The sequence below is a fragment of the Acidovorax sp. SRI_002 genome (genome assembly GCF_057586455.1).
Genome location: NZ_JBYCZW010000001.1, coordinates 574,054 through 594,895, shown reverse-complemented (window position 1 = coordinate 594,895; position 20,842 = coordinate 574,054). Strand labels below are relative to the sequence as shown.

Genomic DNA, 20,842 nt, shown 5'->3' with positions numbered 1-20,842 from the left:
CTTGTTGTCGCTCAGTGGGTCGCACCGGCCATGGCAAGGCCGATGGCTTCGCGCGTCCAGTCTTCTGCGGGCCGGGCCTCGCTCAAGTGCCCGTCGTGCATCACTGCCACGCGGTCACCCAGCGCCAGCACTTCGTCTAGGTCGTCGGAGATCAGCAATACCGCAGCACCACTGTCGCGAGCGTTGATGAGCTGCTGCTGCACAAACATCACCGCGCCAATGTCCAGCCCCCAGGTGGGCTGGTGGGCCACGATGAGCTGGGGGGCGGGCGCGGTGTTGCCCGCGCCATTCTGTGGCGGCATCAGCGCCCGGCCCAGGATGAGCTTTTGCATGTTGCCGCCCGACAGCGACCGCGCAGGCGCATCCGGCCCGCCGCCGCGTACGTCAAAAGTCTTGGCCACCCGCTCGGCATGCTGTCGTGCAGCGCCGCGCTTGATCCAGAAGGCGCGGAACCACGGGTGCGCAAACCAGTGGCTGCGCAGGCGTTCGGAAACCGCGTTCTCCCACACCGGCAAATCGCCCACCACGCCCACGGCGTGCCGGTCTTCGGGGATGCGGGCCACGCCTTGGCCGACCAGCCACGCGGGCCGGGCTGGCAGCGGTGCGCTACGCAGCATGACTTGGCCTGATGTGGTGTTGCGCACGCCGCACAACACATCGGCCAGCGCCACCTGGCCATTGCCGCTCACGCCTGCAATCGCCACGATCTCGCCTGCGCACAGGGCCAGGGACACATCGTTTAACCGGTCGCGCCCGGTGGGGGCTGTGCTCACGTGGGTCAGGACGCAGATGGGCTCGCCCACATTCTTTGCGGGGCGGCGCTTGGCGGCTTCGATGGCATGGCCCACCATCCATTGCGCGAGCTGCCCCTGGGTAGTGCCCTGTGCAGGCGCCTCGGCCATCAGTTTGCCCTGGCGCAGCACGGCCACGCGGTGCGATACGCGCAGCACCTCGCCCAGCTTGTGGCTGATGAAGATGATGGACAGGCCTTGCGCCACCATCTGAGCGAGGGTGTCGAACAGTGCCTCGCTCTCCTGCGGGGTGAGCACGGCAGTGGGTTCATCCAGGATCAGGATGCGGGCGCCCCGGTAGAGCGCTTTCAAAATTTCGACTCGCTGGCGCTCGCCCACCGAGAGGCTGCCGACCTTCGCATCGGGGCTCACTGGCAGGCCAAACTGCTGCGACACGGCCAGCAGCTTGGCCAGCGCTTCGCTGCGGCGCGAGAAAGGCTGCCACAGCGGCTCGCTGCCCAGCAGCACGTTGTCCAGCACGGTGAGATTGTCGGCCAGTGTGAAGTGCTGGTGCACCATGCCAATGCCCGCCGCCAGCGCCGCGCGCGGTTGGCCGGGCGGCAGGGGCTGGCCGAAGACTTCGATGCTGCCTTCGTCGGCCACGTAGTGCCCGAACAAAATGGACATCAGCGTGGACTTGCCCGCGCCGTTTTCGCCCAGCAGGGCCAGTACCTCGCCGCGTGCGAGGGTCAGGCTGATGGCATCGTTGGCGACGAGCTTGCCGAAGCGCTTGGTGATGCCCGACAGGCGCAGGACGGGCGCTGTGGTGGAGTCCATCTATTTCCAGGCCGCCAGAAACGCGCGCAGTACCTTGGCAGAATTGGCCGCCGCCAGGCCCATGAAGGTGCCCATTTCGTTTTCGCCCTCGCCGCCGCCCGCCAGATCGCTCAGCGAGCGGAACGCGATGTAGGGCACGCCGTTGCTGTGCGCCACCATGGCGGTGGCGGCGGTTTCCATGTCGAGCACGTTGGCCTCGAAGGTCTTGAACGCGTATTCGCGGAAGGCCTTGTTGTCCACAAAGGCCTGGCCCGATACGCCGTTGCCGCCCACCACCAGTTGTGGGCGCTGCTTCAGGCAGGTGGCGGCCAGGCAGTGTTCCAGGCCCACGTTCTGCAGGCTGCGGGCGGTGGCCAGCATCTTCGGGTCAGCTTCAAACCAGAACTTTTTGGAGAGCTTGGGCTGGGCTGCCGAGCGCACTTCGACCGGGCGCGGGTGCATCATGCCGAAGGCGGGCATCGTCAGCTCGCTTTTCATCCAGGCGGGGGCGCTGTACTGGCCGGGTTTGTCTTCACGCGCCATCAGCCATTCCATGTACTGCCCCCACTGCGCGGGCACCGTGACGTCACCAATGTGCAGGCTGGGGTTGACGCCGCCCGCAATGCCGCTGAAGACCACATGGCTCACGTTGAAGCGGTCCAGCACCAACTGCGTGTTCATGGCCGCGTTGGTCATGCTGATGCCGGAGAGGAATACCACTACAGGCTTGCCCTCCAGCGTGCCGGTGGTGAACTCCACGCCGTTGATGCTGTGTTTGGCGGCCTGCTGCACCTGGGGCAGCAGCACGGTCAGCTCGGGGGCGAAGGCAGAGATGACGGCGATGCGGGGCGTGTCGTCCAGCCGCACCGCCGTCTTGCCGGGCGCGGTAGCGGCACAGCCTGCCACCACGGCGGCGAGGGTGAGGGCGCCCAGCAGGCGTGTGCACCGGGAGATCAGGGAGGGCTTGGCGGCGGAGAGGGATTGCATGGGTGTGGTGCCTCGTCAAAGAAGAACAGCGGTGCGCGCAGTCAACGCGAAAAAACAAACAGGCCACCGCTTTGCTGAGGTGGCCTGTGCACAGACTGGAACAGGGGCGGGCAGGGTGGGTGCCCGCCACATTCAGTGCTTACTTGGCCGTCGATTTCGGCTGGCTATCGTCTACCTTTACGGTGAACTTGCCCGCCAGGATGTCGGCCTCTTTCGCCTTGACCTTGGCCACGATGTCGGCGGGCACCTTCTTCTCGAACGTGCCCAGCGGCGCGAGTTCAGAGCCCTTGTGCTTCATCATCGAGTACGGGCCGTAGTCTTCGGCGGTGAACTTGCCTTCCTTGACCAGCTTGAGCGCACGGTCGATGCTGGGCTCCATGTGCCAGATGGCCGATGCCACCACCGTGTCGGGGTACTGCGGCTGGGTGTCGATCACGTTGCCGATGGCGAGCTTGCCCTTCTCCTTGGCCGCGTCACTCACGCCAAAGCGCTCGGCGTAGAGCACGTCGGCGCCTTTGTCGATCATTGCAAAGGTGGCTTCCTTGGCCTTGGGCGGGTCAAACCAGCTGTTGATGAAGGTGATGGTGAACTCGACCTTGGGATTGGTCTCTTTGGCGCCCGCCATGAAGGCGTGCATCAGGCGGTTGACCTCGGGGATGGGGAAGCCGCCCACCATGCCGATCTTGTTCGTCTTGGTCATGCCGCCCGCGACCATGCCGCTGAGGTACGCGGGTTCCTGGATGTAGTTGTCGAACACGCTGAAGTTGGGCGCCTGCGGCTTGCCGGAGGAACCGAGCAGAAAGGACGTCTTGGGGAAATCCTTGGCCACCTTGCGGGCGGCGGCTTCCACCGCAAAGGCTTCGCCTAGGATGAGCTGGTTGCCGCCGGTCGCGTATTCGCGCATCACCCGCTCGTAGTCGGCGTTGCTGACGTTCTCGCTGGCTTTGTATTCGATCTCGCCACGTGCTTCGGCGGCTTTCAGGGCCTTGTGGATGCGGCTGACCCATTGCTGCTCGAAGGGCACCGTGTAGATCGCCGCGACCTTGAGCTTGGACTGCGCTGTGGCCAGTGATGGTGCGAGCGTCAGGGCTGTGGACAGGGCCATGGAGGTGCAGAGCAGGCTGCCAGTGAAGATGCGGCGAGTGGTCATGGTTGGGGTCCTTGTGAAATGCAACAAAAGGGGATGTGCGCTCGGGTCCAAGCAATAAGTATGCACACAAAGGGCATGGCGGTATCTTGATTGCAAGATGCAAGCGTTAGAACATTGTGTTTCGGTAGCCCCCGAAGTTCGCAAGCCCATCGCTGTCGAGCGTATTTCTCGCACTACCATCCTGCGCTCGAATGAGGGCGTCTGGACCGGCTGGCTGGTACGAGACGGCGCGGGGAGTTTTCAGGTGTCCCTTGAATTCGTTGGATGGATGCCGGGGGCGGCGCTGAAGACGGGGCCTTGCGAGGTTCCCCTGAACTCGCCCGAAGCGCTTGTGTGTGACTACAAAATGACTTGGGAGGAATTCTTGTGAAAGCATTGATGGCAGTGGCAACCGCAATGACGTTGGTCGGGTGTGCTTCGGTAACGAACGACACCACCCACGGCGTCCGCGTGGATACAAGGCAAAAGAGTGGCGCGGTGGTAGCTGGCGCCGACTGTGTGGCAACTAACGACTATGGATCGACAAGCTTCAAGTCTGGTGGCACGGAGGCACTGCGCCGTTCAGCGGGCGATATGACGATCGTCTGCACGAAGAATGGAGAGCAGCCAGCCAACGCACGTTTGATATCCCGCCCCAATGGCGGGATGGCGGGGAATATCGTCCTTGGCGGCGTCATCGGCGCAGTGGTGGACCATAACCGTGGTACAGCCTACACCTACCCGACCTGGGTGGAGCTGGTATTTGGCGAGTCGCTGGTGTTCGACCGATCGCTTCAGACCGGGGATGCCGTGGTGAAAGGCCTAGCGGCTGGCTCGGTTACGGCAAAGGCAAACGCACCCGCACCCGGCCGTTCGAACACAACCTCGCACCAGTGCATGCAGCAACTCCCTGGAGCCATCTGCTGAACTGCGGTACCCGCAGTATCAAAAAAGCCCCGCATTTGCGGGGCTTTTTTGCGGTGCGTGGCCTATTTGGTGCCAAAAATCCGGTCGCCCGCATCGCCCAGGCCCGGCAGGATGTAGCCGTGGTCGCTCAGTTCGCGGTCAATCGCTGCGGTGAAAATAGGTACGTCGGGGTGTGCCTTTTGCATGGTGGCGATGCCTTCGGGGGCGGCCAGCAGGCAGACGAACTTGATGGAGCGGGGGTTGAGCTTTTTCAGGCGGTCTACGCAGGCGGAGGCCGAATTGCCGGTCGCCAGCATGGGGTCCACCACGATGATGTCGCGCTCGTCCATTTCGGACGGCATCTTGAAGTAGTACTCCACGGGCTGCAGCGTGGCCGGGTCGCGGTACAGGCCGATGTGGCCCACGCGGGCGCCGGGCACCACGTTGAGCATGCCATCCAGGAACCCGTTGCCCGCGCGCAGGATGGAGACCAGCACCAGCTTCTTGCCGTCGATGACCTTGCCGGTCATGGTCTCCAGCGGGGTTTCAATCTCGATGTCCTGCAGCGGCATGTCGCGCGTGACTTCATACGCCATCAGCGTGCTTAGCTCCCCCAGCAAGCGACGAAAGCTGTTGGTGCTGGCGTCCTTTCGGCGCATGAGCGTGAGCTTGTGCTGGACGAGGGGGTGGGTGATGACGGTGACGTTGTTGTTGGTGCTGGCAGTGCTCATGGCGAGGCCTATGGTCTACAGGTAGAAATGAAAGGGGTGGCGGTATTTTGACGGTACTTGCGCCAGCGCCCGTAAAAACTGGCGCGGCCCAGGCCAGTGGACGCCGTGGAACTGGCTTCGCCAGGCCACTGGCGGCGTCCTCTTGAGGGGAAGGCGCCGCAGGCGACTCAGGGGGGCGCGGGCTAGTCCGCCAGAAACCGCGCATAGCGCGCCAGGTCAACGTTGCCGCCGCTGATGAGAACGCCCACGCGCTCACCGTGCAGCAGCTTGCCTCCGTTGTCAGCGCCAGAGAAGGCCTGCGCACCCGCATAGGCCAGGGCGCCGGTGGGCTCCACCACGATCTTCATGCGCTCGGCATAGAAGCGCAGGGATTGCATGAGCTGTTCGTCGCTCACGCTGATGATGTCTTCGGCATGGTCGCGGATGATGGGGAAGGTGAGCTCGCCCAGCGCCTGGGTTTGCGCGCCGTCGGCGATGGTGTGGGGCGTGGGGATGCGCACGATGTGCCCGGCGCGCAGCGACTGCTGGGCGTCGTTGCCCGTTTCGGGCTCGACACCCACCACGCGGCACTGGGGTGCCAGGGCCTGCGCGGCCAGCAGGCTGCCTGCCAGCAAGCCGCCACCGCCCACGCAGACAAACAGGTAGTCCAGGTCGGGCACTTCTTCAAACAGTTCTTTGGCGGCGGTGCCCTGGCCCGCAATGACGTGCGGGTGGTCAAACGGCGGGACCAGCGTCATGCCGCGCTCCAGCGCCAGGTGGCGGCTGATGGCTTCGCGGTCTTCGGTGTAGCGGTCGTAGGTGACGACCTGGGCGCCGTAGGCCCGTGTGGCCGCCATCTTGGAGGCGGGCGCGTCTGCGGGCATGACGATGACGGCGGGCATGTCCAGCATCCGGGCCGACAGCGCGATGGCCTGCGCGTGGTTGCCGGCCGAAAAAGCCAGCACGCCGCGCTCGCGCTGCTCATCGGTAAACTGGGCCAGGGTGTTGAAGGCGCCCCGGAACTTGAAGGCGCCGGTGCGCTGCAGGTTCTCGCATTTGAAGAACAGTTGCGCACCCAGCAGGTCGTCGGCGGTGGTGGAGCGCAGCACCGGCGTGTGGTGCGCCATGCCCTTGAGCCGGTGCGCGGCGGCGGCCACGTCGTCGTAGGTGGGCGGGGTGAGGCTGGGCAAGGTCATGGCGGCATCCCTGGTGGCGGGGCAAACGCTTGCCCCTTCAGCCCTCGGATGATAGCGGGTTGTCGCGTGGTTTCAAGCCAAAATGGCCTTACGCGCTTGTGTGGCAAGCGCGAACAGCTATAGATTTTGATGGTTGATGGCGGGTCAGCCCAGCTCGCTGAACCGTTGCAGCGGCGTCAGTGCCGGGAAGTCGCCCGCGCGCTTTTGCTTCATCGCCGTGACCGACTCGCGCACATGCTGGTTGCTCCAGATGGCGCCTTGCAGCCAGCCCATCTGGCGCAGGCTGTCTTCCACCGAATGGTCGCGGGCGTAGTTCACGGCCTGTTTGGTGCCCCAGATGGCCACGGGCGGCTTGCTGGCGATCTCTTGCGCGCACTGCAGCGCGGCGGCAAGCATCGCTTCTTGGGTCTCGAACACTTCGTTGACGAGTCCGTAGCCCAGGGCCTTGGCTGCGCTCAGGCGGCGGCCGGTGTAGGCCAGCTCTTTCACCACACCCAGCGGGATCAGCTTGGGCAGGCGCTGCAGCGTGCCCACGTCGGCCACCATGCCGATGTTGATCTCCTGGATACAGAAGAACGTGTCTGCCGTGGCGTAGCGGATGCAGGCGGCCGTCACCATGTCCACCGCGCCGCCGATGCAACCGCCGTGGACGGCCATGATGACGGGGATGCGCAGGCTTTCGATGCGGGTGAAGGTGGCCTGCATGTCGGTCAGCAGGTCAAAGATGGCGGCGCGGCCCTCGGGGCTCTGGTCGTCCATGGTGATGGCGCCGCCAAAGGTTTCGAGCGCCATGCCTGCGCTGAAATGTTTGCCGGTGCTGCTGATGACCAGCGCCCGCGCTTCGCCCGCCTTGTTGAGCTGGGCCAGCACCTCGTCCAGCTCACGCCAGAAGGTGGGGTGCATGGTGTTCATGGCCTCGGGGCGGTTCAGCACCAGATGGGCCACGTGGTCGGTGATGCTGAGGGAAAAGCAGGTGAGGGTGTTCATGGGGTGCCACTGTAGACCGGTGAATGCAGGTCGGGTCGTCGCCTGGGTGACTCTGAGCTATTTTGGCTGCCAGCGCTTATCTGGTAAGCGCTGGCAGCTATGAAAACATGAGTGCTTTTGCGCGCGTGCGGCAGAACGGGCGGCGGACGTCTACAGGCACAGTCTGTCAATCGCCGCCCCCGCCACCACAGCCGCCGCCATCCCCTCCGCCGTCGCTTCCACCTCCATCCGAGCTTTCGGCGCCGCCAAAGTCGCCCGAGCTGCCGCTGTAGCTGCCGTCCGAGAAGCTGGTGCCGCAGTAGCTGTCTCCACCACTGCCACCCGCGGCGCTCTTGCGGGCGATGTCGGAGCAGTCGGGCACGTAGGAGAAGCCGCCTGCAATGGCGAACTTGGCATCCAGCGCAAACAGCAGGGGCAGGCGGCTGGGGGCCTTGGGGTCGATGGACTCCTCCTTGCATACCCAGTACCAACAGCGGCGCAGGCCATCGTTGTGGCGCGCCTTTTTACCCAGCGCCTCGGCGGGTGTGTGGTGCAAAAAGAAGCCCAGGGCGTTGTGGCACCAGGCTTTGTAGGCCTGGGTGTGCAGGATGAACTCATGCCACAGCGCGTCGACCGCCTTGGAGGGCATGGCCACAAACTGTTTGTTGCCGCGCAGGCAGGCCATGAAGAACTGGCGCAGGCCGCGTTCGACCAGCTCGCAGTCGCGGGTGCTCAGGTGGGGGTAGGTTTCGCGCAGCTTGCGCTGCAGAAAGCGGGGCAGGGGGGCCTCGCGGATATAGCGCTGGCGTACCGCGTTGGTCCACTGGATCACCAGGGCGATGATGATGACTGTGGCCAAAAAATACAGAATCCAGGGCCACCGCAGGCGCCAGGCGCCCGCGAAGATCCCGACGATGGCGGCCACCCACACGGCAATCGCCAGCAGCACGACCTTGCTTCCCCACCACAGCAGAACGTTTTCAATGCGCTTCATCGTCCCTCCTTTTTTGTTGTTGTGTGGCGATTTCACGGCTGTTTGGTGACTGATTGATGACACTTTGGGTGGTGTCGCCAGATGGTCACGGGAGGGTTACCCGCAGCACCATCGCATGCCGAAGCTGCCGTGATGGGGCCGCGCTTGGAGGCGCTGAGCGGGGGGGCGGAATCTGTGCCCGCCTGTGCTCAACGGCGCTTGCTGCCGCCGAAGATGCTACCCAGCACCCCGCGCAGGATTTCCTTGCCAATGGTGGTGCCCATGGTGCGCACCGCTGACTTGGCCATGGTCTGGGCCAAGCCGTCGCGTTTGCCGCCGCGCGGGCCGGTGCTGCCAAACAGCACGTCGTTGAGGCCGCCCATCAGGCCGCCGCCGCTGTCTTCCGTGTTGGCGGGTGCACCTTTGCCATTGGCAGGTGCCTGCGCACTGGCTTCGGCGGCGCGGCCCTTGAGTTTTTCGTAGGCTGACTCGCGGTCCACCACCTTTTCGTACACGCCCGCCACCAGTGAGTTGGCCACCAGCACCTGGCGCTGCTGCGCTGTGATGGGGCCGAGCTGGCTGCCGGGTGGCAGCACAAACACGCGCTCGGTCACGCTCGGGCGGCCCTTGGCGTCCAGAAAGCTCACCAGCGCCTCGCCCACGGCCAGTTCGGTGATGGCGGTCTCGATATCGAGGCCCGGCTTTTGCCGCATGGTGGTGGCCGTGGCCTTCACGGCCTTCTGATCACGCGGAGTGAAGGCGCGCAGCGCGTGCTGCACGCGGTTGCCCAGCTGGGCCAGCACGCTGTCGGGGATGTCGAGCGGGTTCTGCGTGACGAAGTACACGCCCACGCCCTTGGAGCGCACCAGGCGCACCACCAGCTCGATGCGCTCGATGAGCACTTTCGGCGCCTCGTTGAACAGCAGGTGGGCCTCGTCGAAGAAGAACACCAGTTTGGGCTGCTCGGGGTCGCCGATCTCGGGCAGTTGCTCGAACAGCTCAGACAGCATCCACAAGAGGAAGGTGGCATACAGGCGCGGCGAGTTCATGAGCTTGTCGGCCGCCAGGATGTTGACCACGCCGTGGCCGTCCACGGTCTGCATGAAGTCCTGGATGTTGAGCATGGGCTCGCCAAAGAACTGCGTGCCGCCCTGCTGCTCAATCTGCAGCAACCCGCGCTGGATGGCGCCCACGCTGGCGGCGCTCACGTTGCCGTATTCGGTGGTGAACTCTTTGGCGTTGTCGCCTACGTACTGCAGCATGGCGCGCAGGTCTTTGAGGTCCAGCAGCAGCATGCCGTTGTCGTCGGCGATCTTGAACACCAGGTTGAGCACGCCCAGCTGGGTTTCATTCAGGTTGAGCATGCGGCCCAGCAGCAGCGGGCCCATGTCCGACACCGTGGCGCGCACAGGGTGGCCCTGTTCGCCAAATACGTCCCACAGCGTGGTGGGGCAGGCCAGGGGGGCGGGCAGGGGAAGGCCCCGCTCCTTGAGCACTGCCGCCAGCTTGTCGCCAATCTTGCCGGGTTGGCTGGCGCCGGTCAGGTCGCCCTTCACGTCGGCCATGAACACCGGCACGCCAATGCGCGAGAAGTTTTCCGCCAGCGTCTGCAAGGTGACGGTCTTGCCCGTGCCGGTGGCTCCGGTGATGAGCCCGTGGCGGTTGGCCAGTCCGGGAAGCAGGTGGCATTCAATCTTGTCGTGCTTGGCAATCAGCAGGGGTTCGGCCATTTCGGGTTTCCTCGGGGGTACGGGTTCGGCAAAAAGTAAAATCCACCGACTAGATTAAATCAATACAAAAGGACTTCTCGTGGCAGGACACAGTAAATGGGCGAATATCCAGCACCGCAAAGGGCGCCAGGATGAAAAACGCGGCAAGATCTGGACCCGCATCATTCGTGAAATCACTGTGGCTGCCCGCTCGGGCGGCGGCGACCTGTCTGCCAACCCCCGCCTGCGCCTGGCGGTGGACAAGGCCAAGGCGGCCAACATGCCCGCCGACCGCATCAAGTACAACATCGACAAGGCCACGGGCAACGCCGAGGGATTGACCTACGAGGAAATCCGCTACGAGGGCTATGGCATTGGTGGCGCAGCGATCATGATCGACACGATGACCGACAACCGGGTGCGCACCGTGGCCGAAGTACGACACGCGTTCAGCAAACACGGTGGCAACATGGGCACCGAGGGCTCGGTGGTTTTTCAGTTCAAGCACTGCGGCCAACTGATTTTTGCCCCCGGCACCAGCGAAGACAAGGTGATGGAAGTGGCGCTGGAGGCGGGGGCCGAAGACGTGGTGACCGACGACGACGGCGCAGTAGAGGTGCTGACCGCCCCCGCCGACTTTGAAGCCGTGAAGAATGCCCTGGAAGCGGCAGGCCTGACGCCCGAAGTGGCGGGCGTGACCATGCGGCCTGAAAACACCATCGAACTGACGGGCGACGACGCGGCGCGCATGCAGCGGCTGCTGGATGTGCTGGAGGACCTGGACGATACCCAGGAGGTCTACCACAACGCTGCATTGTGAAGCTCCCCCTGAGCGGCTGCGCCGCTTCCCCCTCTCTCGCTGCGCTGCGCTTGCGGGAGGGGGACGCCCCCAGCGCGGCGGGGCGGCCCTTGCGCGGGGGCACGGGCTTGGGTCGTGCCAGTTTCAACGGTTTTGTATGTAGCGAGCAGCGCGATCAGTCGCGATAGAGTTTTTTTTACGAGCCCCTGAGCTGTGGCGTAGTGCCAAGCAGAGGTTCACCAAAGGTTCCTATGAAAGTACTTGTGATTGGTGGCGGCGGCCGTGAACACGCGATGGCGTGGAAACTGAGCGAGTCCCCCAAGGTGACCAAGGTGTATGTGGCGCCTGGCAATGGCGGCACCGCGCTGAACTCCAAGCTCGAGAACGTGGCCATCACCGACGTGCGCGAACTGCGTGTGTGGGCGCAGGCCGAAAAGATCGCACTGACGGTGGTGGGCCCCGAAGCGCCACTGGCGGCGGGTGTGGTCGATGAGTTCCGTGCCAATGGCCTGCGCATCTTCGGCCCCACCAAGGCTGCTGCCCAGCTCGAAAGCTCCAAGGCCTTTTCCAAGGCCTTCATGCGCCGCCATGGCATCCCCACGGCCGACTACGATACCTTCACCGACCCGGCTGCGGCCCACGCATTTGTGGACCGGCTGGGCGCGCCCATCGTCATCAAGGCCGATGGCCTGGCTGCAGGCAAGGGCGTGGTCGTGGCCATGACGCTGCAGGAGGCCCATGATGCTGTGGACTTCATGCTGGTGGACAACAAATACGGCGTGACCCACAACGAAGGTGGCGCGCGTGTGGTGATCGAGGAATTCCTTGAAGGCGAAGAAGCCAGTTTCATCGTGCTGTGCGACGGCAAGAACGTGCTGGCCCTGGCCACCAGCCAGGACCACAAGCGCCTCAAAGACGGCGACGAAGGCCCCAACACCGGCGGCATGGGTGCGTATTCGCCCGCTCCCGTGGTCACGGCCGATGTACATGCCCGCGCCATGCGCGAAATCATCCTGCCCACGATCCGTGGCATGGAAAAGGACGGCATCCCTTACACCGGCTTCCTGTACGCCGGCCTGATGATCGACGCCAAGGGCCAGCCCAAGACGCTCGAATTCAACTGCCGCATGGGCGACCCCGAGACGCAACCCATCCTCATGCGCCTGAAAAGCGACTTCAGCGACGTGATGGCTGCTGCCGCTGACGGCAAGCTCGACCAGATGGAACTGCAATGGGACCGCCGCACCGCACTGGGCGTGGTCATGGCCGCCCATGGCTACCCGGAGAACCCGCGCAAGGGTGACCCCATCACCGGCCTGCCAGCCGAGGCGGACGATGCCGTGGTGTTCCATGCGGGCACGCAGCTCAAAGATGGCGTGGTCAGCGTGACCGGTGGCCGTGTGTTGTGCGTGACGGTGCTGGCCGACAGCGTCAAGCAGGCGCAGCAGCGTGCCTATGACGTGGCGCGCGGCATCCAGTTCGATGGTGCGCAGTACCGCCGCGATATCGGCTTCAGAGCACTCAAGAGCTGATGGCGGACGTTCAGAACTTGAACCCCGCCGACACAGTGGCGAGGGTGCGCGGCTATCTGGTGGGTCTGCAGGCGCGCATCACCGACGCGCTCGAAGCCGTGGAAGGCGAGGGCGGCGCACGTTTTTTGGCCGACGCTTGGAGCAAGCCGCCCGGTGAGCCGTTGCAGGGCGACGGCATCACCAAGATCATGGAAGGCGGCCGCGTGTTCGAGCGCGCGGGTTGCGGCTTCAGCCATGTGCGCGGCCCCCAGCTGCCACCCTCGGCCACGCAGCACCGGCCCGAGCTGGCGGGCGCACCGTTCGAGGCCATGGGCGTGTCGCTGGTGTTCCACCCGCGTAATCCCTACGTGCCGACGGTGCACATGAACGTGCGCATGATCGCGGCTGGTCACCCTGGGCAAGCGCCGACCTGCTGGTTTGGCGGTGGCATGGACCTCACGCCGTACTACGGCTTTGAGGAAGATGCGGTGCACTTTCACCGCACCTGCCGTGATGCCTTGGCACCCTTTGGTGACGACAAGTACCCGCGCTTCAAGCAGTGGTGTGACGAATACTTCTACCTCAAGCACCGTAGCGAGCAGCGAGGCGTGGGTGGCGTGTTCTATGACGACTTCTCCGAGCTGGGCTTTGAGCAAAGCCTGGCGATGACGCAGTCGGTGGGCGACGCCTTTTTGAAGGCCTACCTGCCCATCGTGGAAAAGCGCCAGGGCACGCCCTACGGCGAGCGCGAGCGGGACTTCCAGCTCTACCGCCGCGGCCGTTATGTGGAGTTCAACCTGGTCTGGGACCGGGGCACGCATTTTGGCCTGCAGTCGGGTGGGCGCACCGAGTCCATTTTGCTGTCCATGCCGCCGCTGGTGGCGTGGTCGTACCAGCGTTCGGATGCGGCCGATTCCGCCGAAGCTGATCTCACACAGCGCTTTCTGCTGCGGCGCGACTGGCTCGGTGGCGAGTCTGCTGCAGCGGCTTGAAAGCCTTGAAAAGCGCAAAAGCTATAATTTCAATAGCTGCCCGCGCTTTTCACACCAGCGCAAGAGGCCAAAAACACCTCAAACGGACGCAGCGCCAACGCGCAACAGCTGCGCAACACCCAAGGCGCAGCCCCACTGGTTGCGCGCTGCGTTGCACGCTATATTGATTCCATTTCCTCTCTAATCACCGCCTGATGACCACCTCCACCAAATCGGAAACCGCCGCCAAAAAAGACGTTACCAAACTCCAGCGCGCCATCGTTGATGGACTGGAAGACGTCAAGGCGCAAGACATCCAGGTCTTCAACACCGAGCATCTCTCGCCGCTGTTTGAACGGGTGATCGTGGCATCGGGCACCTCCAACCGCCAGACCAAGGCCCTGGCCGCCAGCGTACGCGACGCGGTGAAAGAAGCGGGCTTTACCAAGCCGCGCATCGAAGGCGAAGACAACGGCGAATGGATCATCGTGGACTGCGGCGCCGCCGTGGCGCACATCATGCAGCCCGCCATCCGCCAGTATTACCGCTTGGAAGAGCTTTGGGGCGATACGCCCGTGCGCCTGAAGCTGGGTGCCGCCAAGCCTGTTTCCAGCGCTGCCACGGACTTGGCCGAAAAGAAGTCGGCCCAGAAGGCTGCCAAGTCCGACGCCAAGGCCGCTGGCAAGGCGACCGCCAAAAAGGCAGCCGCACCAGCCGTGCCGGCCCGGTCGGGCAAGGCTACGGTCAAGGCCGTGGCCAAAACAGCTGCCAAGTCCGCTGCCGCACCTGCTAAATCAGCTGCCAAACCTGCCGCCAAGACAACCGCAAAAGCACCTGCCAAAGCCATCTCCAAGGCCCCAGCCAAGACCCCCGCAAAAAGCAGCAGTGCCAAGGCCGCACCGGCCAAGATGCCCGCAAAGCCAGCCACTGCCGCCAAGAAGCCCGCAGCGACCAAGGCACCGATCAAGACCGTGGTCGTCAAGCCATCGGCCCCACGTAGCAAGACCGCTGCCGCCAAGCCCGCACCCGCACGCGGCGGAGCAGCCGCCAAGCCCGCCGCCAAGAGGGCACCGGGCCGCAAGTGATTGCAGCCTCGGCCCATCGACGACCACCTGTACCCGCGCACCGCGCCTGAGTTGCCATGAAGCTGCTGATCGTGGCCGTGGGCCAGCGCGTGCCCGACTGGGCGCAGACGGCGTACGACGACTACGCCAAGCGGTTTCCGCCGGAGCTCAAGGTCGAACTCAAAGCCGTCAAGACCGAGCCACGGGGCTCCAAGACGCTGGAGACGCTGTACGCCGCCGAGCGCGAGCGGATTGAAGCTGCGATCCCCCGGGGTACCCGCGTGGTGGCGCTGGATGAGCGCGGCACCAATCTCACCACCAAGGCTCTGGCCGAGCGCCTGAAGGGCTGGCAACTGGGCGGCGACGACGTTGCCTTGGTCATTGGCGGCCCTGATGGGCTGGACCCGGCCTTTCGCCAGGGCGCCCATGAACGCATTCGCCTGTCGGACCTGACCTTGCCCCATGCCATGGTGCGGGTGCTGCTCATCGAGCAGCTGTACCGAGCCTGGTCGGTGAACGCCGGGCACCCTTACCACCGCGAGTAGGGTGCGGGCAGGTGGTGCACGGAACTCCTGTTTTTATAGTTTCTGGCGCTTGATGGGTAAGCGCTAGAGCCGATTTTTAATCAAAATCTGTTCATGCCTGACTTCATCTACCTTGCCTCCCAAAGCCCCCGTCGGCGCCAGCTGCTCGAACAACTGGGCGTACGCCACGAACTGCTGCTGCCCAATGTGGAGGGTGACGAGTCCGAGGACGCCGAAGCCATCGAGGTGGTGCTGCCCGGCGAAGCGCCTACGGCCTATGTGGAGCGCGTGACGGGCCTCAAGCTCGACGCTGCCGTGGCCCGGCGCGCCCGCCGTGGTTTGCCAGACGCCCCCATCCTCTGCTCCGACACCACCGTGGCGCTGGGCCGCACCATCTACGGCAAGCCCGACGACGCGCCCCATGCCGCGCGCATGCTGGCCGAGCTGGCGGGCCACGAGCACCGCGTGCTCACCGCCGTGGCGCTGCAGGTGGGCCCCAAGCGCCTGAGCGCGCTGTCGGTGTCGCGCGTCACTTTTGCCGCGATGACGCCCGCGCAGATCGACGCCTACGTCGCCACTGGCGAGCCACTGGGCAAGGCGGGGGCGTACGGCATCCAGGGCCGGGCGGCGGCGTATGTGGAGCACCTGGCGGGCAGCTATTCGGGCATCATGGGGCTGCCGATGTACGAGACGGCACAGCTGCTGCGCGCGGCAGGTTTCGCCATCTAGGCGACAGCAACAACAGACAACAAAAACGCCATGCAACAAGACATCCTGATCAACTGGTCGCCCCAGGAAACCCGCGTGGCCGTGGTGGAGCACGGCGCCGTGCAGGAGTTGCACATCGAGCGCACGCTGGAGCGCGGCCTGGTGGGCAATGTCTATCTGGGCAAGGTCTCGCGTGTGCTGCCGGGCATGCAGTCGGCCTTCATCGACATCGGCCTGGAGCGTGCGGCCTTCTTGCATGTGGCCGATGTGTGGCAACGCCAGCCCGATGGCGAGCCGCCCGCATTCGCCCGCAAGAACGAGCCGCAGGTGCCGATTGAAAAGCAGGTGTTCGAGGGGCAGGCGCTGATGGTGCAGGTCATCAAGGACCCGATTGGCACCAAAGGCGCACGACTGTCCACGCAGATCAGCGTGGCCGGGCGCCTGCTGGTGTTTCTGCCGCAGGACGACCATGTGGGCGTGTCGCAGAAGATTCCGCCTGCCGAGCGCGATGCGCTGCGCGCGCGGCTGCAGGCGCTGGTGGGCGATAAATCCACGGGCGGTGGCGGCGGCTTCATCCTGCGCACTAACGGCGAAGATTCGACCGATGCGGAGCTGGCCGAAGACATTGCCTACCTGCGCAAGACCTGGGCGCGCATCAAGGAGGCATCGCTCAAGCTGCCTGCCATGTCGCTGCTCCATCAGGATTTGGACCTGCTGCAGCGCGTGCTGCGCGATCTGGTGGGTGACCACACGCAGACCATCCGCCTGGATTCGATGGAGCAGTTCCAGCGCCTGCGTGCGTTTGGGCAGGAATTCATGCCAGCGGCTGCCGGCAAGCTACAGCACTACAAGGGTGAACGCCCGATTTTTGACCTGTACTCCATCGACGAAGAGGTGGCCAAAGCCCTGGGGCGCCGCGTCGATTTGAAGTCTGGCGGCTATCTCATCGTGGACCAGACCGAGGCGCTCACCACCATCGATGTGAACACCGGTGGCTACGTGGGGGCACGCAACTTCGACGACACCATCTTCAAGACCAACCTGGAGGCCGCCCAGGCCATTGCCCGCCAGCTGCGCCTGCGCAACCTGGGCGGCATCATCATCGTGGACTTCATCGACATGGTGCGCGACGACCACCAGCAGGCCGTGCTGGCGGAGTTCAAAAAACAGCTCGCCCGCGACCGCGTGAAGACCATGGCGGGTGGCTTCTCGCAGCTGGGTTTGGTGGAGATGACGCGCAAGCGCACGCGCGAATCCCTCGCCCATATGCTGTGCGAGCCCTGCGAGGCCTGCCAGGGCAAGGGCAGCGTGAAGACCGCGCGCAGCGTGTGCTACGACATCCTGCGCGAGATCCTGCGCGAAGCCCGCCAGTTCAACCCGCGCGAATTCCGCGTGGTGGCGTCGCCCCGCGTGGTGGAGCTGTTCCTGGACGAGGAAAGCCAGCACCTGGCTGGTCTCTCGGACTTCATCAAGAAGCCGATCTCGCTGCAATCCGAGAGCGCGATGGGGCAGGAGCAGTACGACATCGTGCTGCTGTAGCGCCCATCGTTCTGCGCGCCGTCTTCAAGCGTCGATCTGCATCGCCGGGCGTGCCTGCACCCGCGCCAGCCAGGCCTGCACATGCGGGTGCGCGTTGACGGGGGCGCCCAGGTACAGGCTGTAGCCCAGCACCGAGCCCACTACTAAATCCACCAGCGAATAGTCGGCACCCAGCATCCAGGTCTGCGCAGCCAGCCGCGCGTCCAGCACCGCTAGCAACTCGCTCAGTTGACGCAGGAGGGCTTCTGCTTGGGCGGCGTTGCGCCAAACCTCTTCGCCTTGGGTTGCCACATGCAGGCGTCCCACGAGCGCACCATAGGTCACATACGCCCAGGTGCACCACGACAGGGCCTGCAGCGCCTCGGGCGTGCCCGCAGCGGGCCACAGCCCGCGCTCAATGCCAAAGCGATGGCCCAGCCAGAGGTGGATGGCTAGGGCCTCGAACATGGGGGCGCCGTCCACGGTCAAGGTGGGCACCTTGCCGTTGGGGTTCAGGGCCAGGTACTCCGGGCGGCGCTGCTCGCCGGTGCGGATGTCGATCTTCACGCGTTCGTGGGGCACGGCCAGCTCGGTGAGGGCGCAGGCGATGGGGGTGGCGCTGGACATGGGATGCCAATAGAGAACGATGGACATGGAAAGCTCCTTGGGTGGTTGTGGAAGAAAAGGTGGTGCCACTGTAAAAGCCATTGCGGACAATTTCAGTCCGCAATAGAAAGTAAAGTCGCGCCATGCTCACTTCATCAACCCGCCTGCTGCGTCTGCTCTCCTTGCTGCAGACGCGCAACCACTGGATGGGGCCGGAACTGGCCGAGCGCCTGGAAGTGCACCCGCGCACCTTGCGGCGCGACATCGACCGCCTGCGCCAGCTGGGCTACCCCGTGCATGCCAGCAGCGGCGTGGCGGGCGGCTATGCCTTCCGGGCCGGTCAGGCGCTGCCGCCCTTGCTGCTGGACGACGACGAAGCGCTGGCCGTGTCGATTGCCCTGCGCACTGCCACCGCCGGCGCGGTCGGCGGCATTGAAGAGCCCGCACTTCGGGCCCTGGTCAAGCTGGAGCAGGCCATGCCCGCCCGCCTGCGGCAGCAGGTGGATGCACTACGCTCCACCATCCTGCCCATGGACCGTGTCGGGCCGGTGGTGGATGCCTCGTTGCTGGCCACGCTGGCGTCGGCCTGCCGTGACCAGTTGCGCCTGGCGTTCACCTACGGCGACAGCAAGGGCCGCAGCGCCGAACGCAGCGTGGAGCCCCAGGGCCTGGCCCATACCGGCCACCGCTGGTACCTGGTGGCGTGGGACCGGGTGCGGGAGGACTGGCGCACCTTCCGTATCGACCGCATCGTGGGGGCTCCCACGGTGGGTGCCCATTTCGCGCCCCGGGTGTCGCCCGATGGCGGGGATCTGAAGGCATACGTTTCACGTTCGATTGCAGTGGCGCCCCATGCCGAACAGGCGCGCATTGTGTTGCATGCACCGTATCAAGAGATGGCCAGACGCATTCCGCAGTCGGCAGGTGTGGTGTCGGCGCTCGATGAGGGGCAGCGGTGCCAGCTGGAATGCGGCGCCAACGATTCGCTGGTGTACTGGCTGATGGCGCTCGATGTGGAGTTCGAAGTGCTGGCACCCGCCGCGCTGAAAGAGCGGCTGCGGGTGGCTGGGATGCGGGCGCTGCGGTGCGCGATGTGAAGGCGTGCCGCTGGCCTGCAGCGAACGGGGTTACAGGGTTTTGGTCAGCGTGACGATCACGCGCGACTTGTTGACATGGCCGAAGAAGGCCTTCTTGTTGGCGCCGACCACGGCCGCGCCCAGCGACAGGCCACCGCCGAAGTCGTAGGCACCGCCCACGCTGTAGTCCATGTAGTTGGGCACGCCCAGGTCCTTGATGTCGCTGGCAAAGCGCGTGAAGCCGACCGAGGCCTTCACCGTCACGCTGGGGGCAACTTCCTGCGCAAACGCGAAGTTCAGGTAGCCGGTGTTGCGGCCCTTCAGGCCCGAGCCAGCCTTGGCGCCGGCAAAGCCGAAGTAGTCCTTGGAGATGGTGTGCGAGTACTTGGTTGTGAAGGGGCCCATGGTGGCCGCGCCATACAGCTCGGTGGTGTTTCCGTTGCTGTTGCCGGGGTAGATGTAGGTCAGGGCGCCCACATCCAGGTCGGCGCCGCCAGCCTTGAACTTGTAGCCGCCGTACAGGTCGGATTCGAGCGAGTTGTTGGCCAGCCAGTCCACGCTGGAGTTCCAGTTGCCCACGTACCAGCCGGTGTCGCCGAAGGCATAGTCAAAACCGCCTTGCAGTGCAGGCTTGACCGCTTTGGACTTGGAAACGTCCTGGTCCTGGCCACGGAACTTGTAGTTGGTGGTCAGGCTGACATTGCCGGTGAGCTGGGCACTGGCCAGCATGGGAAGCGCAGTCAGCAGTGCGAAGGCGAGTACTTTGGAAGAAGCGGGATTCATGGCAGCAAATTTTGAGAAAAAGACAAGAGCACAAGCGTAGGAAAGCCTGCGTATAAAGTTCGCAAAAATTGCAGCCCACGCCGTAAATGTTGCGCAAGCCCGTGGATGTTGAGGTGGGCACCAATGGCAAGATCACCTGCATCTTCCTTTCTGTTTGCAAGAGGTGCTGCGGTGTTGATCAACTGTGTTGTGTATGAGGACGGCACCAAGCTGGCCGATATTCCCGTCAGCGAGATCAGCGAACACATCTCTCTACCCGGGTGTTTCGTGTGGGTGGCCTTGCAGGATGCCAATGCTGAAGAGCTGGATGAACTGCAAGCGGAGTTCGGCCTGCACCCGCTGGCGGTGGAAGACGCCCGGCATGGTCACCAGCGGCCCAAGGTCGAGGAGTACGCATCCTCGCTCTTCGTGGCGTTGCACTTGCTCGAATCCAGTGGCGCTGCCGATACGGTGTCACGGCTGGGTGAACTCAATATCTTTGTTGGCAAGAACTACGTGGTTTCGGTGCGCAACCGCAGCCAACGTGGCTTTGTGGATGTGCGTACGCGCTGTGAACAAGAGCCTGAATTGCTACGCAACGGGCCCGGCTTTGTGCTGTATGCACTCATGGATGCAGTGGTGGACCGCTACTTCCCCGTCATCGATGCGCTGGAAGTCGAGTTGGAAACCATCGAGCAGCAGATATTTACGCAAGGTGCCGCGCGGGCCAGCATCCGGCGGCTGTATGAACTCAAGCAGCGCCTCACGTTGCTCAAGCATGCGGTGGCTCCACTGCTGGAGGGGGCAGCTAAGTTGCACGGAGGGCGTGTTCCGCAGATCTGCATGGGTTCGCAGGAATATTTTCGTGATGTGGTGGACCACCTGAGCCGAATCAACACCTCGATTGACTCCATCCGCGACACCATTGGCACGGCCATCCACGTCAACCTGTCCATGGTCACGATCGAGGATGGGGAGGTCGTCAAGCGCCTGGCCGCATGGGCCAGCCTGTTCGCCGTGTGCACGGCATTCGCGGGCATCTGGGGCATGAACTTCGATAGCATGCCCGAGCTGAAATGGCGCTATGGCTATGCGGCGGCGCTGACACTCATCGCCGGCACCTGCGGTTATCTGTACTACCGTTTTCGCAGGGCGGGCTGGTTGTAGGCGCTTCTGCGAT

Annotated in this window: 20 protein-coding genes; 10 read left to right on the top strand and 10 right to left on the bottom strand. The window is 64.3% G+C overall.

Annotation, left to right across the window (positions count from 1 at the left end; all coding sequences use genetic code 11):
- Positions 1-11: 11 nt before the first annotated feature.
- The 3 genes from AC2YJX_RS02650 to AC2YJX_RS02640 all read right to left on the bottom strand — a co-directional run bounded on the left by AC2YJX_RS02650 (position 12) and on the right by AC2YJX_RS02640 (position 3,684).
- Positions 12-1,568, bottom strand: coding sequence for an ABC transporter ATP-binding protein (locus AC2YJX_RS02650; RefSeq protein ID WP_487255210.1), 1,557 nt, complete (start codon positions 1,566-1,568; stop codon positions 12-14).
- Positions 1,569-2,534, bottom strand: coding sequence for a 5'-methylthioadenosine/S-adenosylhomocysteine nucleosidase (locus AC2YJX_RS02645; RefSeq protein ID WP_436129157.1), 966 nt, complete (start codon positions 2,532-2,534; stop codon positions 1,569-1,571).
- Positions 2,535-2,673: 139 nt separating this feature from the next.
- Complete coding sequence (locus tag AC2YJX_RS02640) at positions 2,674-3,684, bottom strand: BMP family protein (RefSeq protein WP_121420318.1); 1,011 nt, start codon at positions 3,682-3,684, stop codon at positions 2,674-2,676.
- Between the two features lie 366 nt (positions 3,685-4,050).
- On the opposite strand from AC2YJX_RS02640, the gene AC2YJX_RS02635 reads away from it, so the two are divergent.
- A complete protein-coding gene (locus AC2YJX_RS02635) occupies positions 4,051-4,590 on the top strand; it encodes a hypothetical protein (protein ID WP_436129158.1) in 540 nt (179 codons plus the stop codon).
- Between the two features lie 62 nt (positions 4,591-4,652).
- On the opposite strand, the gene upp is transcribed toward AC2YJX_RS02635, so the two are convergent.
- The 5 genes from upp to AC2YJX_RS02610 form a co-directional block, all read right to left on the bottom strand.
- Positions 4,653-5,300, bottom strand: a complete 648-nt coding sequence (gene upp, locus AC2YJX_RS02630; RefSeq protein ID WP_121420316.1) for a uracil phosphoribosyltransferase — start codon at positions 5,298-5,300, stop codon at positions 4,653-4,655.
- 182 nt (positions 5,301-5,482) lie between these two features.
- Positions 5,483-6,475, bottom strand: a complete 993-nt coding sequence (locus AC2YJX_RS02625; protein WP_436129159.1) for a threo-3-hydroxy-L-aspartate ammonia-lyase — start codon at positions 6,473-6,475, stop codon at positions 5,483-5,485.
- A 144-nt stretch (positions 6,476-6,619) separates the two neighbouring features.
- Positions 6,620-7,462, bottom strand: coding sequence for an enoyl-CoA hydratase-related protein (locus tag AC2YJX_RS02620; RefSeq protein ID WP_487255209.1), 843 nt, complete (start codon positions 7,460-7,462; stop codon positions 6,620-6,622).
- A gap of 166 nt (positions 7,463-7,628) precedes the next feature.
- Positions 7,629-8,435 (bottom strand): glycine-rich domain-containing protein, encoded by an 807-nt coding sequence (locus tag AC2YJX_RS02615; protein ID WP_487255208.1) that lies wholly within the window; start codon positions 8,433-8,435, stop codon positions 7,629-7,631.
- A 188-nt stretch (positions 8,436-8,623) separates the two neighbouring features.
- Positions 8,624-10,144, bottom strand: coding sequence for a helicase HerA-like C-terminal domain-containing protein (locus AC2YJX_RS02610; protein ID WP_228895723.1), 1,521 nt, complete (start codon positions 10,142-10,144; stop codon positions 8,624-8,626).
- A gap of 79 nt (positions 10,145-10,223) precedes the next feature.
- On the opposite strand from AC2YJX_RS02610, the gene AC2YJX_RS02605 reads away from it, so the two are divergent.
- The 7 genes from AC2YJX_RS02605 to rng all read left to right on the top strand — a co-directional run bounded on the left by AC2YJX_RS02605 (position 10,224) and on the right by rng (position 17,239).
- Positions 10,224-10,943: a YebC/PmpR family DNA-binding transcriptional regulator gene (locus AC2YJX_RS02605; RefSeq protein ID WP_010458745.1), complete on the top strand. Its 720-nt coding sequence runs from the start codon at positions 10,224-10,226 to the stop codon at positions 10,941-10,943.
- Between the two features lie 230 nt (positions 10,944-11,173).
- Complete coding sequence (purD, locus tag AC2YJX_RS02600) at positions 11,174-12,454, top strand: phosphoribosylamine--glycine ligase (protein ID WP_218299826.1); 1,281 nt, start codon at positions 11,174-11,176, stop codon at positions 12,452-12,454.
- Positions 12,454-13,425: an oxygen-dependent coproporphyrinogen oxidase gene (gene hemF / locus AC2YJX_RS02595; RefSeq protein ID WP_487255207.1), complete on the top strand. Its 972-nt coding sequence runs from the start codon at positions 12,454-12,456 to the stop codon at positions 13,423-13,425. The genes purD and hemF overlap by 1 nt, the downstream gene beginning before the upstream one ends.
- Positions 13,426-13,619: 194 nt before the next feature.
- The gene (gene rsfS / locus AC2YJX_RS02590) at positions 13,620-14,489 is read left to right on the top strand and encodes a ribosome silencing factor (protein ID WP_487255206.1); all 870 of its coding nucleotides are present in this window, start codon (positions 13,620-13,622) and stop codon (positions 14,487-14,489) included.
- Between the two features lie 56 nt (positions 14,490-14,545).
- Positions 14,546-15,013 carry a 23S rRNA (pseudouridine(1915)-N(3))-methyltransferase RlmH gene (rlmH, locus tag AC2YJX_RS02585; RefSeq protein WP_010458753.1) on the top strand — a complete coding sequence of 156 codons (468 nt, stop codon included), beginning with the start codon at positions 14,546-14,548 and terminating at the stop codon, positions 15,011-15,013.
- A 93-nt stretch (positions 15,014-15,106) separates the two neighbouring features.
- Positions 15,107-15,721, top strand: coding sequence for a Maf family protein (locus tag AC2YJX_RS02580; RefSeq protein WP_487255205.1), 615 nt, complete (start codon positions 15,107-15,109; stop codon positions 15,719-15,721).
- Between the two features lie 30 nt (positions 15,722-15,751).
- Positions 15,752-17,239 (top strand): ribonuclease G, encoded by a 1,488-nt coding sequence (gene rng / locus AC2YJX_RS02575; RefSeq protein ID WP_121420308.1) that lies wholly within the window; start codon positions 15,752-15,754, stop codon positions 17,237-17,239.
- Positions 17,240-17,263: 24 nt separating this feature from the next.
- Here rng and AC2YJX_RS02570 read toward each other — a convergent pair whose 3' ends face one another.
- Entirely contained in the window at positions 17,264-17,872 is a 609-nt protein-coding gene (locus AC2YJX_RS02570) for a glutathione S-transferase family protein (RefSeq protein WP_121420307.1), read from the bottom strand.
- A 95-nt stretch (positions 17,873-17,967) separates the two neighbouring features.
- Between AC2YJX_RS02570 and AC2YJX_RS02565 the strand changes: the two genes are divergently transcribed.
- A complete protein-coding gene (locus tag AC2YJX_RS02565) occupies positions 17,968-18,921 on the top strand; it encodes a helix-turn-helix transcriptional regulator (protein ID WP_487255204.1) in 954 nt (317 codons plus the stop codon).
- Between the two features lie 30 nt (positions 18,922-18,951).
- On the opposite strand, the gene AC2YJX_RS02560 is transcribed toward AC2YJX_RS02565, so the two are convergent.
- The gene (locus AC2YJX_RS02560) at positions 18,952-19,683 is read right to left on the bottom strand and encodes a TorF family putative porin (protein ID WP_487255203.1); all 732 of its coding nucleotides are present in this window, start codon (positions 19,681-19,683) and stop codon (positions 18,952-18,954) included.
- Positions 19,684-19,854: 171 nt separating this feature from the next.
- On the opposite strand from AC2YJX_RS02560, the gene AC2YJX_RS02555 reads away from it, so the two are divergent.
- The gene (locus AC2YJX_RS02555) at positions 19,855-20,829 is read left to right on the top strand and encodes a magnesium and cobalt transport protein CorA (protein ID WP_487255202.1); all 975 of its coding nucleotides are present in this window, start codon (positions 19,855-19,857) and stop codon (positions 20,827-20,829) included.
- Positions 20,830-20,842: the final 13 nt, after the last annotated feature.

Bases quoted from the DNA above. Each gene is read 5' to 3' on its own strand.
- AC2YJX_RS02610 (WP_228895723.1), bottom strand. From the start codon at position 10,144: ATGGCCGAACCCCTGCTGATTGCCAAGCACGACAAGATTGAATGCCAC.
- rlmH (WP_010458753.1), top strand. From the start codon at position 14,546: ATGAAGCTGCTGATCGTGGCCGTGGGCCAGCGCGTGCCCGACTGGGCG.
- AC2YJX_RS02650 (WP_487255210.1), bottom strand. From the start codon at position 1,568: ATGGACTCCACCACAGCGCCCGTCCTGCGCCTGTCGGGCATCACCAAG.
- AC2YJX_RS02640 (WP_121420318.1), bottom strand. From the start codon at position 3,684: ATGACCACTCGCCGCATCTTCACTGGCAGCCTGCTCTGCACCTCCATG.
- AC2YJX_RS02645 (WP_436129157.1), bottom strand. From the start codon at position 2,534: ATGCAATCCCTCTCCGCCGCCAAGCCCTCCCTGATCTCCCGGTGCACA.
- AC2YJX_RS02615 (WP_487255208.1), bottom strand. From the start codon at position 8,435: ATGAAGCGCATTGAAAACGTTCTGCTGTGGTGGGGAAGCAAGGTCGTG.
- hemF (WP_487255207.1), top strand. From the start codon at position 12,454: ATGGCGGACGTTCAGAACTTGAACCCCGCCGACACAGTGGCGAGGGTG.
- purD (WP_218299826.1), top strand. From the start codon at position 11,174: ATGAAAGTACTTGTGATTGGTGGCGGCGGCCGTGAACACGCGATGGCG.
- rsfS (WP_487255206.1), top strand. From the start codon at position 13,620: ATGACCACCTCCACCAAATCGGAAACCGCCGCCAAAAAAGACGTTACC.
- AC2YJX_RS02620 (WP_487255209.1), bottom strand. From the start codon at position 7,462: ATGAACACCCTCACCTGCTTTTCCCTCAGCATCACCGACCACGTGGCC.
- upp (WP_121420316.1), bottom strand. From the start codon at position 5,300: ATGAGCACTGCCAGCACCAACAACAACGTCACCGTCATCACCCACCCC.
- rng (WP_121420308.1), top strand. From the start codon at position 15,752: ATGCAACAAGACATCCTGATCAACTGGTCGCCCCAGGAAACCCGCGTG.
- AC2YJX_RS02625 (WP_436129159.1), bottom strand. From the start codon at position 6,475: ATGACCTTGCCCAGCCTCACCCCGCCCACCTACGACGACGTGGCCGCC.
- AC2YJX_RS02570 (WP_121420307.1), bottom strand. From the start codon at position 17,872: ATGTCCATCGTTCTCTATTGGCATCCCATGTCCAGCGCCACCCCCATC.
- AC2YJX_RS02565 (WP_487255204.1), top strand. From the start codon at position 17,968: ATGCTCACTTCATCAACCCGCCTGCTGCGTCTGCTCTCCTTGCTGCAG.
- AC2YJX_RS02580 (WP_487255205.1), top strand. From the start codon at position 15,107: ATGCCTGACTTCATCTACCTTGCCTCCCAAAGCCCCCGTCGGCGCCAG.
- AC2YJX_RS02560 (WP_487255203.1), bottom strand. From the start codon at position 19,683: ATGAATCCCGCTTCTTCCAAAGTACTCGCCTTCGCACTGCTGACTGCG.